The 12,373-nt window shown below is 63.6% G+C and carries 12 protein-coding genes and 1 pseudogene; 3 read left to right on the forward strand and 10 right to left on the reverse strand.

Going from position 1 to position 12,373, the window contains the following annotated elements:
* Nucleotides 1-5: 5 nt before the first annotated feature.
* The gene (locus ACI7M0_RS02855; RefSeq protein WP_129932110.1) at nucleotides 6-1,670 is read left to right on the forward strand and encodes a ShlB/FhaC/HecB family hemolysin secretion/activation protein; all 1,665 of its coding nucleotides are present in this window, start codon (nucleotides 6-8) and stop codon (nucleotides 1,668-1,670) included.
* 72 nt (nucleotides 1,671-1,742) lie between these two features.
* Here the strand turns inward: ACI7M0_RS02855 and ACI7M0_RS02860 are convergent, their stop codons facing one another.
* The 8 genes from ACI7M0_RS02860 to ACI7M0_RS02895 all read right to left on the reverse strand — a co-directional run bounded on the left by ACI7M0_RS02860 (nucleotide 1,743) and on the right by ACI7M0_RS02895 (nucleotide 7,998).
* Nucleotides 1,743-2,519, reverse strand: a complete 777-nt coding sequence (locus tag ACI7M0_RS02860; protein ID WP_129932111.1) for a response regulator transcription factor — start codon at nucleotides 2,517-2,519, stop codon at nucleotides 1,743-1,745.
* 119 nt (nucleotides 2,520-2,638) lie between these two features.
* Nucleotides 2,639-3,109 carry a prepilin peptidase gene (locus ACI7M0_RS02865; protein ID WP_010951848.1) on the reverse strand — a complete coding sequence of 157 codons (471 nt, stop codon included), beginning with the start codon at nucleotides 3,107-3,109 and terminating at the stop codon, nucleotides 2,639-2,641.
* A 305-nt stretch (nucleotides 3,110-3,414) separates the two neighbouring features.
* Nucleotides 3,415-3,984 carry a DUF4136 domain-containing protein gene (locus ACI7M0_RS02870; RefSeq protein ID WP_010951849.1) on the reverse strand — a complete coding sequence of 190 codons (570 nt, stop codon included), beginning with the start codon at nucleotides 3,982-3,984 and terminating at the stop codon, nucleotides 3,415-3,417.
* A 19-nt stretch (nucleotides 3,985-4,003) separates the two neighbouring features.
* Nucleotides 4,004-4,639, reverse strand: coding sequence for a DUF4136 domain-containing protein (locus ACI7M0_RS02875; protein WP_129932112.1), 636 nt, complete (start codon nucleotides 4,637-4,639; stop codon nucleotides 4,004-4,006).
* A 22-nt stretch (nucleotides 4,640-4,661) separates the two neighbouring features.
* Nucleotides 4,662-5,411, reverse strand: a complete 750-nt coding sequence (locus ACI7M0_RS02880; RefSeq protein WP_104960723.1) for a methyltransferase domain-containing protein — start codon at nucleotides 5,409-5,411, stop codon at nucleotides 4,662-4,664.
* Nucleotides 5,408-5,713 carry a MazG-like family protein gene (locus tag ACI7M0_RS02885; RefSeq protein WP_003255298.1) on the reverse strand — a complete coding sequence of 102 codons (306 nt, stop codon included), beginning with the start codon at nucleotides 5,711-5,713 and terminating at the stop codon, nucleotides 5,408-5,410. The genes ACI7M0_RS02880 and ACI7M0_RS02885 overlap by 4 nt, the downstream gene beginning before the upstream one ends.
* Before the next feature lie 78 nt (nucleotides 5,714-5,791).
* Complete coding sequence (locus ACI7M0_RS02890) at nucleotides 5,792-6,643, reverse strand: MaoC/PaaZ C-terminal domain-containing protein (protein WP_129932113.1); 852 nt, start codon at nucleotides 6,641-6,643, stop codon at nucleotides 5,792-5,794.
* A 2-nt stretch (nucleotides 6,644-6,645) separates the two neighbouring features.
* Nucleotides 6,646-7,998, reverse strand: a complete 1,353-nt coding sequence (locus ACI7M0_RS02895) for a 3-oxoacyl-ACP reductase (protein ID WP_129932114.1) — start codon at nucleotides 7,996-7,998, stop codon at nucleotides 6,646-6,648.
* Between the two features lie 117 nt (nucleotides 7,999-8,115).
* Here ACI7M0_RS02895 and ACI7M0_RS02900 point away from each other — a divergent pair, with 117 nt between their 5' ends.
* Together ACI7M0_RS02900 and ACI7M0_RS02905 are read left to right on the forward strand one after the other, a co-directional pair.
* Nucleotides 8,116-9,393: an acetyl-CoA C-acetyltransferase gene (locus tag ACI7M0_RS02900; RefSeq protein WP_129932115.1), complete on the forward strand. Its 1,278-nt coding sequence runs from the start codon at nucleotides 8,116-8,118 to the stop codon at nucleotides 9,391-9,393.
* 89 nt (nucleotides 9,394-9,482) lie between these two features.
* On the forward strand, nucleotides 9,483-10,262 hold the full coding sequence (locus ACI7M0_RS02905; RefSeq protein ID WP_020193139.1) for a helix-turn-helix transcriptional regulator: 780 nt from the start codon (nucleotides 9,483-9,485) through the stop codon (nucleotides 10,260-10,262).
* A 95-nt stretch (nucleotides 10,263-10,357) separates the two neighbouring features.
* Here the strand turns inward: ACI7M0_RS02905 and ACI7M0_RS02910 are convergent, their stop codons facing one another.
* Both ACI7M0_RS02910 and ACI7M0_RS02915 read right to left on the reverse strand, forming a co-directional pair.
* Nucleotides 10,358-11,125, reverse strand: coding sequence for a methyl-accepting chemotaxis protein (locus ACI7M0_RS02910; protein WP_370688781.1), 768 nt, complete (start codon nucleotides 11,123-11,125; stop codon nucleotides 10,358-10,360).
* Nucleotides 11,126-11,263: 138 nt separating this feature from the next.
* Nucleotides 11,264-12,301: pseudogene (locus tag ACI7M0_RS02915) on the reverse strand (cache domain-containing protein); the annotation flags it as partial.
* Nucleotides 12,302-12,373: the final 72 nt, after the last annotated feature.

A 12,373-nucleotide genomic window follows, 5' to 3' on the forward strand; every position in this document is an offset into this window, starting at 1 on the left:
GCCCTATGCGTCCTCTGGTCGTGCCCCTGATGTTGCTGCTTTGGGCACTTGCTGCCCACGCCGACCCGTTGCCGGGGTTTCTCGACAGCCATGAATACGAGCGGCGTCTGCCCAGCGCCAATCTGCCGATGACGGACTATTCCCCTCTGAGCCCCCATATACGGTTGGCAGGGGCGGCTATCGACAACCCCGACTGGGCCCCGGCCAACACCCGGCTGGTGCTGCAAAAAGTGCGCTTCGAGGGCGGCACGGTGTTCCCCTTGGGCGACCTGCGCGAACACTATCAGCCGCTGATCGGGCGCGAAACCACGTTGGGTGAATTGCAGCAATACACCCAGCGCCTGACCCAACGCTACCGGCAGAAGGGCTACTTGCTGTCGTACGCCTACCTGCCTCCTCAGGATGTGGCCGATGGCAGGGTCGACGTGGTGCTGGTCGAAGGTTACGTACGTGATTACCACGTGGACGGCGATATTGGACCGGCCAATGAGTATTTGCAGCAGTTGCTGGCCCGCATTGAGGCCGAGCGCCCACTGAGCCGCGAAACGCTGGAGCGCTATCTGGGCCTGGCTACGCGCATGCCAGGGGTCGTGGTAGAGGCCGAACTGGCAATGGCACGGGCTGCCGATGGTGTCGCCCGGCTGACCGTGCATGCGCGGCGCAAGCCGCTCAGCGCCGCTATGACCGTGGCCGACTCCAGCCGTGATGCTGCACAGGCCCTGATCACCGTAGCCAGCAATGCCCAGACCCGCCATGGCGAACGCGTCACGGCCAGCTGGCTGCTGCCCCCTGGCAATGACCGGGTTTACTACCAGCGTCTCGATTACAGCCAGTACCTGGACGCCGCCGGTAGCCAACTGCTGCTGTCGGCGTCGCGCTACCGCAGCGAGCCCGGCACGCGCATACGTTTGGACGATGGCCGCGATATCACCCGCGAGCACGACAGTGAGCGCTATGCGATCGGCCTGCGTCAGCCGGTGGTTGTCAGGCCGAATGAGTGGCTGGCGGTGCAGGGCCACCTGTACTCGGTCAGTGAGCATGATGAAGACCGGATGGCCGAGCAGCCAACGTCTCGCAAATACGACACCTATGTGCGGGCGCTGTCATTCGAAGGTGACTGGCGCAAGGTGGAGCAGGGGCGTTTGCGTATCGTCAGTGCCGGGGTCCATCAGGGGCTGGACTACCTGGGGGCACGCAGCGATGCTGACTACGATCTCGACTTCCTGCGCTTGCGGCTTTCCGGTTTGCAGAGCGACACCCTGTTGGAAAACTGGCAGGGGGTGGTGTCCGGGGCGTTGTACTGGAGTGATGATCGCTTGCCCGACAGCGAGCGTGCGGGGTTTGGCGGGCAGAGTTTCGGGCGCGGTTATCCGCGCGATCAGGCGGACGGTGACAAGGGCTGGGGTGTGGCTTACGAGCTCAACTACAGCGTGCGCAGTAGCTGGCTTGCGCAGGTTCAGCCCTATGCGGTGGTGGATACCGCTCAGGCCTGGCATAACCGGGGACCGGTGGAGGACGCCCATCTGGCATCGGTGGCGCTGGGTGTGCGGTTAGGGGGTGGGCATGTGTTCAATGTGGCGCTGGAAGTGGCAAAGCCGTTGGCGGATGTGGCGCTGGATAGCCTGGACCGTGGGCCTCGGCTGTCGTTGAACCTGGCGATCCAGTTGTAGCAGGCAACTATGGGCTTGCAGGAGCAGCCTTTGCAGCACGAGGCCGCTCCAGATGGTAAGCCGAGCCTTCACTCAATGGGTCGTGAACCGCTGGTGCACGGGTGACGAGCTGGGGGTCAGCGCCAGAGCCAGCTGGGTGCGGTTGTGCATATGCGTCAAACGCAATACCTGAGACACATACAGCTTCACGGTGTTTTCGGTAATGCCCAGTTCGCAGGCGATCTGGTAATTGGTCTTGCCCTTGCCTACCAGGCGCGCTACTTCCAGCTGGCGTGGTGACAGTTTCTCGAACGCTGCTGGCAGCTCGCTTTCGCTTTCTTCTGCATCACTGGCACGCCGGTGGGTGCCTTGGCCACGGGCTTTTTCCAGGTCCTGATACAGTTCGTCCACCGACTCGGCCAGTTCCTGCAAGCGCTGGTTCAACCCACCCAGATCACGAAGGTTGCGCTGGCGCTCCAGCAAGGCCTCTTCCTGCCGGCGGACGCCTGCCAGCAGTTCATCGAGGTCCATCGGCTTCTGGTAGTAATCGGCAAAACCTTCGCGTAGCGCTCGGATCAAGTCCTGTTTCTCGGCACGCCCAGTCAGCATGATGGCTTCGAACATGCGCTTGTTGCCATTGATCTCCTTCAAGGCGCGCACCAGCTCGACGCCATCCCGTTCGGGCATGTGCAGGTCACAGATGAGCAGGCCGATGCTAGGGTCTGCCACATAGTGCTCGATCGCTTCGTCGGTCGAGAGGGCTGTTACGCAGGTATAGCCCTTGGTTTCGAGGAATTCACTCAGTTGTTCGACAATGACCGGTTGGTCATCAACCACCAACACCTTTACATCACTCACTGGTCTGGACACGATCAACTCCCTGTTCTTGTACGGCCCTGCTCCCGTGCCAGACGCTCTGGCAGCTTAAAAATAGTCGCACTCAGCGAATATGTACAAGGCGTGTACAGGTTATCGGACCACTGGAAGGCTTACTGGATCCATACGGCCGTTAGAAGAAAACCTGATAACACATAGGGGACGAATGCCTGCTTGTCGCCCATTTCTTCGGTCAGGGCCTGCAAACGCTTCTTTACCTTGGGGTTGAGCAGAGTCCACAGGCGGCGGCGGGTCAGTAGCCAGACCAGTACAGTGACACCCGCGCCAATGAAGGTGCCGAGCACATATTGCGGGCTGGTGGCCAGGGCCAGGGCGCCCATCAGCTTGACGTCGTCGGCGCCGAAGCGGCCGAGCATGTAGCCTGGCAGGGTCAGCAGCATGACGATGGCCAGCGCCCAACCGGCCTCGCTGGCTTCGGCGCCTATCCAGCTGTGACCGGTGCTGAACAGCCAGGCCAGGGCGCAGCCAGCCGCCCCCAGGGTCAGCACGTTGGATATCTGGCGTTGACGCACATCCTGTTCGGAGCACAAGGCAAGCCACAGCAGGAGAACAATGCTTTGCATTGGCAGGTCGCCTTTCCCAAATGTTGAACACTTCTACCCGGTCAGTCAGGTTTCCTTAAAAGAAGATAGACGGGAACGTGCGGGGGAGTGCGGTTGGCATCGGAAAAAAGGCGTGCGTGGAATGGATTTTGTCGTAGCTGACACAGGCCAGGCCGGTGACGCAGTCGTACTCGGAATCGCCATCTATGTAGGCGTGGGTTCACCCGCGACCATCCGCGAAGCCGGTGCCATGCACCGGGCCAATTGCTTCGCGGATAAACCCGCTCCCGCCGGGCCACGGTGCATGCAAAAGCCGCGTTCCAACGCTATTTTTTGCTGCCCGGTGGGTAGTTGCCCAGCACCTTGGCCACGGTATTGCGGATTGCGCTGTTGCGTTCTTCCGGGCTTGGCGGGTAGTTGTTCATGATCTGCTCGGCACTGCCGCGCCATACCAGCTTGCCGTCACGCCCATCGAACATGTCGACCTGGATGGTGGCGACCTTGTAGTCGACACTGCGGGTTTCGTTGTACATCGGGCCACCCCAGTAGCCGCCCCAGTAGCCACCCCAGCCACCGCCGTAGTTGGTGGTGATCTGTTGTTGGCGCTGCTCCACGATCAGGTATGTGCGTACTGTCAGGTCGGGCCGCGCTCCGCCTTGTACCGGGCGCAGGCCGCGCTGGTCGAGTTGGTCTGCCACCGCCTGGCGAATGCGCTGCTCGGTGAGGTCGCTCTTGATCCGTGGGTCATCCGGGCGGTACTGCAGGCCTGGCTCCTGCCATGCCCAGCTACGGTAGGCGGCAAAATCGCGGCTGGCATCGAAATCCTGCTGGACGTTGTTGCTGGAGCAGGCAGCGAGCAACAACGCGAATGACAGTAGAACGAGACGGCGCAACATGATGGTTCTCCGTTAGCTATTAACTGGGAGGATAGCCGCTGAGCGCCTTGTGCACAGAGTCGCGCAAGGCACTTTCGCGTTCGCGGGGCGAGTCCTTGTTGCTGCTGCTTTCGGCGCTGGCGCTCCAGACCGGCTGGCCGCTGCGGGCGTCGTAGAGGTCGATGCGCACCACCAGTACTTCGACCTCGTAGGTACGCACGATGGGCACGCTGGCATAGCCTCCATAACCGTGGCGGTAGCCGCCATAGCCGACACCTCCATAGGGGTACGGCCCGTAGTAGGGGTCGTAGGTGTCGTAGTCACGCACTTGGCGCAAGCGTTTTTCCAGGCGCATATCGGCGCTCACCAGCAAGTCGCCAGGGCCTGCGCGAGATGGGCGCAGGCCATGCTGGTCGAGCGCACCGCTGACGGCATCGGCCAGTTGCGCCGGGTCGGCATCGACAGCTCCGCTGGGCAACTGGCCGTTGCGCCAGCTCCAGCTGCGGTAGTGCCCATAATCACGAGCGGGCGCAGGGTAAGCACTGGCGTCGAAGGTGGTGGCCGCCTGGGCGGGGGCCGGTGGTAACGGGCGGCTGCTGGCCACATACGGGTTGCTGCCCTGGCAGCCAGCCAGGGCAATGGGCAGCATGGCCAGGCACAACAGACGGTACGGCATGTGTTCCTCCCGGCGCGGCGGATTAGCGGGGGCGGCAAACCCAGTGCAGGTAGCGGCCAAGCCCGGCGAAGGTGGGGTGGCGACGGTGGGCCAGTTCCATTTCCAGCAGGTCGAGCAGCTCGGCCTTGCCCTGGAATTCCTTGGGCATATAGTCGTGAAACACCCGCACGCCGCTTTCGCTTTCAACCAGCCACATAGGCTCAAGTTGCGCCTTGAGTTCGCGTGGATCAAGCGGTTTCTGAGGGGTCAGGCTCTGCTTTTCACCTTCCAGCCGGTTGCTGCGCAACTTGCGGAAATGGCCCTTGAGCAGGTTGCGATAGACCAGGGCGTCGCGGTTGTAGAAGGCCAGCGATAACCAGCCGTCGGGGGCCGTGAGCTGATGCAGCACCGGCAGGATGCTCTCGGGTTCGGCCAGCCATTCGAGCACGGCGTGGCAGAGCACCAGGTCGTAGCGCTCGGTCAGTTGCCCGAGCAGGTCTTGCCAGGGCGCCTGGATGAAGGTCGCGGTCTGGCCGGCTTCGGCAAAGCGTGCCCTGGCGCCGTCGAGCATGGGCGCCGCAGGTTCGGCCAGGGTCAGCTGGTGGCCGCGCTCGGCCAGCCACAAGGCCATGTGGCCCAACCCGGCGCCGATGTCGAGGATGCGTAGCGGGCGGTCGGGTAGCGCTTCGGCCAGGTCGGCCTGCAGCACGGCCAGGCGGATCGCACCCTTGGCGCCGCCATAGATCTTTTCGGCAAAGCGGGTGGCCAGCTCATCGAAATGACGGTCGTTCATCGGGCGAAGCGCCTCTCGCTGTCGGCCAGCTTGGCACGCACCACCTGGTCCATGTCCAGACCCAGTTCGCTGCACAGCAGCAACAGGTAGAGCACCACGTCACCGATCTCCTGGCCGGCGTGGGCGAGTTTGTCGGCAGGCAGCTGGCGCGATTCGTCCTCGCTCAGCCACTGGAAGATTTCTACCAGTTCGGCCATTTCGACGCTGGCGGCCATGGCCAGGTTCTTCGGGCTGTGGAAGCCGCGCCAGTCGTTGGTATCGCGGATCTGATGCAGGCGTTGGGTGAGTTCTTGCAGGTTCATCGGGGGTCTCCTATTGCTGCATAGCTTCTGCCCAGGCCCGATGCAAAGCAAGCGTATACCGCCAGGACAGGCCCGGCCCTACAGGCTCTCCCAACGGCCGACCATATGCAGCACGTCCCCGTGCCCGTCCAGGCGCAGTTGGCCCGAAGGGCCCGCTTCACTGGCACTGAGCACCACCTCTGAGGGCAACCTTACCGGCTTGCGGAAGTCCACCTCAAAGGCATAGCCACTGTGCGGCAAGTGCCCGCGCAGCGCGGCCAAGGCCATGGCCTTGGTCCACATGCCATGGGCAATGGCCGTGGGAAAGCCGAACAACCGCGCACTGACGGCACTGAGGTGGATAGGGTTGTAATCCCCGCACACCTTGGCATAACGCCGGCCGATATCACTGTCGGCGTACCAGCGGGTGGCCTCGGGCAACGGATCAGGCTCAGGGTCGGCGGGCTCACTTGCCTCGCCTTCCAGGGCCAAGCCACGCACCAACATGCGGCTGGTCTCGCGCCAGAGCAGGCCGATACCATCTTCAGCCTCGGTGACCAGGTCGAAGGTGCCACCTTTGGCATGGCGCTGCAGGTTGTGCGCGTACACCGCAAAGCGCAGACCTTCGACAGCACCAAGCGGGCGCAGCACTTCGATGCGGTTGTGCAGGTGTACCAGGCCAAGCAGCGGGAAGGGGAAATCATCGGCCGTCATCAGCTGCAATTGCAGGGCAAACGCCATCACATGTGGATAGGTCCCCGGCAGGCGGCCATCATCGGGAAAGTGGCAAAGCCTTCGGTAGGCACCCAGATTGCCCGGCTGGACCCGAATGAAACAGCGCAGGCCATCGCCCGGCAGCCGTTCGCCGCTGATTGAGCGTTTGCTGGCTGCGCGCAGGTACAGGCTGGCGCGGGCGGCAGGGTTGTGCAGGTCGTGCCATTGTCGGCTCATGTTCAAGCCCCCATCAGTGCCTGGCCGCACACCCGCAGCACCTGGCCGTTGACCGACCCGGAGCCTGGCTGGCTGAGCCACGCAATGGCTTCGGCGACATCCTGCGGGCGCCCACCCTGGCCCAGCGAACTCAAGCGCCGGCCCGCCTCGCGCAGGCCCATGGGCATGGCTGCAGTCATGTGGGTTTCGATGAAGCCGGGGGCGATGGCGTTGATGCTGCCACCACGCTCGGCGAGCCGTGGCGCCCAGGCCTGGGCCAGGCCGATCAGCCCGGCCTTGCTCGCGGCATAGTTGGCCTGCCCGCGGTTGCCGGCAATGCCGCTGACCGAGGCCAGCAGGGTGATGCGCGCGTTTTCCCCCAGCGCGCCGTTGTCATACAACGCCTGGGTGAGCACTTGCGGTGCCTTGAGGTTCACGGCCAGCACGGCGTCCCAGTATTCCGGCGTCATGTTGGCCAGCGTCTTGTCGCGGGTGATACCGGCGTTGTGCACCACGATATCGATGCCGTCGGGCAGGGCCGCGAGCAGTTGCGTTGCCGCATCGCTCGCGCATATGTCCAGTGGCAGTGCCTTGCCGCCGAGGCGTGCTGCGAGGGCGTCGAGGTCCTGGCTGGCCTGCGGTACATCCAGCAGCAGCACATCGGCGCCGTCCCGTACCAAGGTTTCCGCAATGGCGGCGCCGATGCCGCGCGCAGCCCCCGTGACCAGCGCACGGCGGCCGCCGAGTGGGCGGGTCCAGTCCTCCACCTGGCTGGTGCAGGCTTGCAGGCGCAGTACCTGGCCAGAGATGAAGGCACTCTTTGGCGAGAGGAAGAAGCGCAGGGCGCCTTCCAGCTGATCTTCGGCACCGGGGGCGACATACAGCAGCTGGGCAGTCGCGCCATTGCGCAGTTCCTTGGCCAGTGAGCGGCTGAAGCCCTCAAGGGCACGCTGTGCAACGCTGGCCAGTGGGTCGTCGAGGTCTTCCGGTGCACGGCCCAGCACCAGTACATGGGCGCATGGGGCCAGGCTGCGTAACAGCGGCTGGAAAAATTCACGCAACTGCTTCAGTGCATCGCTGTCGGACAAGTGACTGGCATCGAATACCACGGCCTTGATTTTCGGCCCCAGGCCGGCCACCCAGGCTTCAGCCTGCAGGTTGTCGGCATTGAAGCTGTATACCTCGTCCGTGAGGCGCGGGGCGATGGCTTCGACCTGCGTCGCCAGCGGCCCGCCACCCAGTACCAGGGCACCTTCCACCGGCCGCAGGCGGCCAGCCTGCCAGCGCTCCAGTGGCGCCGGGCGTGGCAGGCCAAGGGCATCCACGAGGCGGCGGCCGAGATTGGAGTTGGCAAAACCGAGGTAGCGATCGCTCATGAGGGGTCTCCCGAAAGGCAAGCTTGAAAGTGTGGACCAACTTTGCGGCAGGGTCGTTCGAATGCGGTAAAAACACCTAGGCTGTACCGAACAAATTGTTTCAGGAGGAACACGCGCATGCGTTCAACTCGCCGGGTCGCGATCCTGGGCGGCAACCGGATCCCTTTCGCCCGCTCCAATGGCGCCTACGCTACAGCCAGCAACCAGGCGATGCTCACGGCCGCGCTTGAAGGCTTGATCGAACGCTATCGCCTGCACGGGCTGCGGGTGGGCGAGGTGGTGGCCGGTGCCGTGCTCAAGCACTCGCGCGACATGAACCTGACCCGCGAGTGCGTGTTGGGTTCGCGCCTGTCACCGCAGACCCCGGCCTATGACATCCAGCAGGCCTGCGGTACCGGGCTGGAGGCTGCGCTGCTGGTGGCCAACAAGATTGCCCTGGGGCAGATCGACTGCGGTATTGCAGGCGGTGTCGATAGCACTTCCGATGCGCCGATCGCCGTCAACGAAGGCTTGCGCCATATATTGCTGCAGGCCAACCGTGGCAAAAGCCTTGGCGAACGGTTAAAGCCCTTCCTCAAGCTGCGGCCTCATCACCTGAAACCCGAGCTGCCACGCAATAGCGAGCCGCGTACGGGGTTGTCGATGGGCGAGCATTGCGAGCGCATGGCCCACACCTGGCGCGTTGGCCGCGCCGAGCAGGACGAATTGGCGCTGCTTAGCCACCAGAAGCTGGCCGCTGCCTATGCCGAGGGTTGGCAGGACGACCTGTTGACGCCGTTTCTTTCGCTGGCACGGGACAACAACCTGCGCCCCGACCTGAGTCTTGAACAGTTGGCCAGACTCAAACCAGCCTTTGACCGCAGCGGGCAGGGCACGTTGACGGCGGGTAATTCCACGCCGTTGACCGATGGTGCTTCGCTGGTGCTGTTGGGCAGCGAGGCGTGGGCGCAGCAGCAGGGGTTGCAGGTGCTTGCCTATCTGGTCGACGGCGAAACCGCTGCGGTGGATTTTGTCACGGGGCGCGAAGGGTTGTTGATGGCGCCGGTGTATGCCGTGCCGCGTTTGCTGGCACGCAATGGCCTGACGCTGCAGGACTTTGACTACTACGAAATCCACGAAGCCTTTGCGGCCCAGGTGCTGTGCACGCTCAAGGCCTGGGAAGATGCCGATTACTGCCGTGAGCGGTTGGGCCTGGAGGCGCCGCTTGGCGCGATCGACCGCAGCAAACTCAATGTCAGGGGCAGTTCGCTGGCGGCCGGGCACCCGTTTGCGGCAACCGGTGGGCGGATATTGGCCAACCTGGCCAAGCTGTTGGCGACGGCGGGTAAGGGGCGCGGGCTGATTTCGATCTGTGCGGCAGGCGGGCAGGGGGTGACCGTTATCGTCGAGCGTTGAAGCACCTCCAAGGTAACGGCAGAGGCGGCGAGTGCCTTGATCATGATCCAGCTGTTAGGCTTGTCTGGTCAGAACTAAAAGAAAATGCCATGCCGATCATCGGACACCCCCGCGCTATCCCCGCGCTGGAACACCTGCCCAGACCGCTTTACGCCCGTGCCGAAAGCCTTGGCGCCGGTTCCTGGACCACTCGCCACCAGCACGACTGGGTGCAGTTCTCCTACGCCATCAGCGGCGTACTCGGCGTGTACACACGCGACGGCAGTTACTTTGCCCCACCGCAGTGGGGGGTGTGGATCCCCGCCGATGCCGAGCATGAAGTGGTCACCTCGATGCAAGCCGAGATGCGCAGCCTGTATGTGCGCCGCGATGCCTGCCCATGGGCGCCGGAGCAATGCCGGGTGCTGGAAGTGACGCCGCTGGCGCGCGAGCTGATCAAGCAGTTCTGCCTGTTCCCGGCGGATTACCCAGAGGACGACAGCGCCGAGGCGCGACTGGTAGCGGTGCTGCTCGATCAGTTGCGCACCTTGCCGGAAGTCGGTTTTTCGCTGCCGTTGCCCCGCCACCCTGGTTTGCTGGCGCTGTGCAATGGCTTGATCGCTGCACCAGACCAGCCGCAGACCTTGCAGCAGTGGGCGCGGGAGCTGGGGTGTTCGGAGAAGACGCTGATGCGGCTGTTTCAACGGGAGACCGGCTTGAGCTTTCGTAATTGGCGCCAGCGCATGCGGCTGTTGTCGTCGCTGGCGTTGCTGGAGGCGGGGGAGAATGTGACCGAGGCGGCGCTGGGGTGTGGGTATGACTCCACCTCGGCCTACATTGCGGCATTCAAGCAGCTGTTTGGCGCGACACCGGGGGAGTTGAAGCTTTAGTTCAGGGTTACTTGTGCCGGCCTCTTCGCGGGTAAACCCGCGCCTACGGAGGGCGCGTTACCACCCGCGAAAGGGCCGGCACAGGCCATGCATCATCAGGTGCGGAACCTGCGCACCAGCGTATCCAGCTCATTGGACAGCCCGGCCAGGCTCTCGGAGTCCTGGCGCGCCGCCTGGGCCAGCTCGGCCACCAACTGCGCATCCCCGTGAATCTGGCTGATGTGCCGGTTGATGTCCTCAGCCACCTGATGCTGTTCTTCGGCTGCCGTGGCGATCTGGGTGTTCATGTCGCGGATCACGTCCACCGACTCACGGATCTGCCCGAAGCTGTCGCGGGCCAGACCAATACGGCTGACCGACTGCTGCGACACTTCCAGGCTGGCGTGCATCTGCTCGGCCACTTCCGCGGTACGGCTGGCCAGGTTGCCCAGCAAACCGTCGATTTCGGCGGTGGAGTCGGCAGTACGCTTGGCCAGCGCCCGCACTTCGTCGGCCACCACGGCAAAGCCGCGGCCCTGCTCACCGGCACGGGCCGCTTCGATGGCGGCGTTCAGGGCCAGCAGGTTGGTCTGTTCGGCAATCGAACGGATGGTGCCGAGGATCGACTGAATGGCGTTGCTGTCACGCTCCAGCTGTTGGATCGACTGGGCCGATTGCTCGATTTCGTGGCTAAGGCGATCAACGCTGTGTACCGCCGCATCGATCTGCTGCTGCCCTTCGCGGGCCTGCTGCTGGCCGCTGTCGGCCGACTGCGCCGCCTGGCTGCAGGACCGTGCCACTTCATTGGCGGTGGCGACCATTTCGTGGAATGCGGTGGAAACCATGTCCACGGCTTCGCGCTGGCGGCCGGCCGCCTCGGCCATGTCGCTGGAGACGCGGGTCGAGCTGCTGGACGTGCTGAGGATCTTGCTGGCAGCAGTGCCGATGTGCTGGATCAGGCTGCGAATGGCACCGAGGAACTGGTTGAACCAGTTGGCCAGTTGCGCGGTTTCGTCGCGGCCGCGGATTTCCAGGTTGCGGGTCAGGTCACCCTCACCTTGGGCAATGTCTTCCAGGCCATTGGTGACGCTGTTGATCGGGCGCACGATCAGTTTGGCGAAGGCCGCACCGACCACCGCGAACAGCGCGGCCAACACCACAGCGATGACACCGATCAGCCAGGTGAGCCGGGTGGTGGTCTGCATCACTTCGCTTTGTTCGATCAGGCCGATGAAGGTCCAGCCCAGCTGCTGGTCGGGGTAGACGTTGGCCATGTAGTGCACGCCATTGAGTTCGACCTCGACCAGGCCTTTGCCGGCCTTGGCCAGCTTGGCATAGCCGTCGCCAAAGCTTCCCAGCTGCTTGAAATTGTGGGTGGCGTCGCGCGGGTCGACCATCACGTTGCCGTTGCTTTCCACCAGCATCAGGTAGCCGCTTTCGCCCAGTTTGATCTGCTTGACGATCTCGGTCAGGCCCTTGAGCGACACGTCGATGTTGACCACGCCGCCGGGGTTGCCCAGCTGGTTGGCCACGGTGCGCACGGTGCTGACCAGCACCGCATCGTCGGCGGCCCAGTAGTAGGCGCCGGTGCGCAGTGTCTTGCCAGGGTTGGCCATGGCAAGTTGGTACCAGGGGCGGGTGCGTGGGTCATAATTGACAAACTTCTGGCCGGCCGGCCAGCCGGTGTAGCCGCCGTCATTCACCCCGTAGGACAGGTAGGCGTAGGCGGGATGTGAGTTGGCCAGGCGAGTCATGAAGTCGAGAATTTTGCTGGCCTGCTCGCCCAGTTCGTAAGACGGGGTTGCGCTCATGTACTTGTTCAGCTCGCTGCCCGTGGCGGCAACCATTGGCTGGGAAGCCATGTACTCGACGTTCTGGTTGATCCCCTGGAAGAAGATGTTCATCGCATTGCTGACCTGGCGGATTTCCCGGCTGCTGCTGTCGAGGAATCCGTCGCGGGCTTCGCCGCGCAGGTTGATGACCACCAGGGTGGCCACCAGAACGATGGGCAAGCCGGCGATGACCGCGAATGCCCAGGTCAATTTCTGTTTGATGCTCATCGACGCTCCCGGAATTGTTATTTTCGACACACGAGGCAGGTAGCATCTACATCGGCAGCATCCGGGTTTTAT

Origin of the sequence: Pseudomonas sp. 10(2024) (genome assembly GCF_045164175.1) — a bacterium.
GTDB lineage: Bacteria > Pseudomonadota > Gammaproteobacteria > Pseudomonadales > Pseudomonadaceae > Aquipseudomonas > Aquipseudomonas alloputida.

What these genes read in the sequence shown, in the direction of transcription:
- ACI7M0_RS02890 (WP_129932113.1), bottom strand. Translation starts at nt 6,643, where the DNA reads ATGAGCCGACAATGGCACGACCTGCACAACCCTGCCGCCCGCGCCAGC.
- ACI7M0_RS02885 (WP_003255298.1), bottom strand. Translation starts at nt 5,713, where the DNA reads ATGAACCTGCAAGAACTCACCCAACGCCTGCATCAGATCCGCGATACC.
- ACI7M0_RS02855 (WP_129932110.1), top strand. Translation starts at nt 6, where the DNA reads ATGCGTCCTCTGGTCGTGCCCCTGATGTTGCTGCTTTGGGCACTTGCT.
- ACI7M0_RS02905 (WP_020193139.1), top strand. Translation starts at nt 9,483, where the DNA reads ATGCCGATCATCGGACACCCCCGCGCTATCCCCGCGCTGGAACACCTG.
- ACI7M0_RS02880 (WP_104960723.1), bottom strand. Translation starts at nt 5,411, where the DNA reads ATGAACGACCGTCATTTCGATGAGCTGGCCACCCGCTTTGCCGAAAAG.
- ACI7M0_RS02895 (WP_129932114.1), bottom strand. Translation starts at nt 7,998, where the DNA reads ATGAGCGATCGCTACCTCGGTTTTGCCAACTCCAATCTCGGCCGCCGC.
- ACI7M0_RS02910 (WP_370688781.1), bottom strand. Translation starts at nt 11,125, where the DNA reads ATGGCCGAGGCGGCCGGCCGCCAGCGCGAAGCCGTGGACATGGTTTCC.
- ACI7M0_RS02900 (WP_129932115.1), top strand. Translation starts at nt 8,116, where the DNA reads ATGCGTTCAACTCGCCGGGTCGCGATCCTGGGCGGCAACCGGATCCCT.
- ACI7M0_RS02870 (WP_010951849.1), bottom strand. Translation starts at nt 3,984, where the DNA reads ATGTTGCGCCGTCTCGTTCTACTGTCATTCGCGTTGTTGCTCGCTGCC.
- ACI7M0_RS02865 (WP_010951848.1), bottom strand. Translation starts at nt 3,109, where the DNA reads ATGCAAAGCATTGTTCTCCTGCTGTGGCTTGCCTTGTGCTCCGAACAG.
- ACI7M0_RS02875 (WP_129932112.1), bottom strand. Translation starts at nt 4,639, where the DNA reads ATGCCGTACCGTCTGTTGTGCCTGGCCATGCTGCCCATTGCCCTGGCT.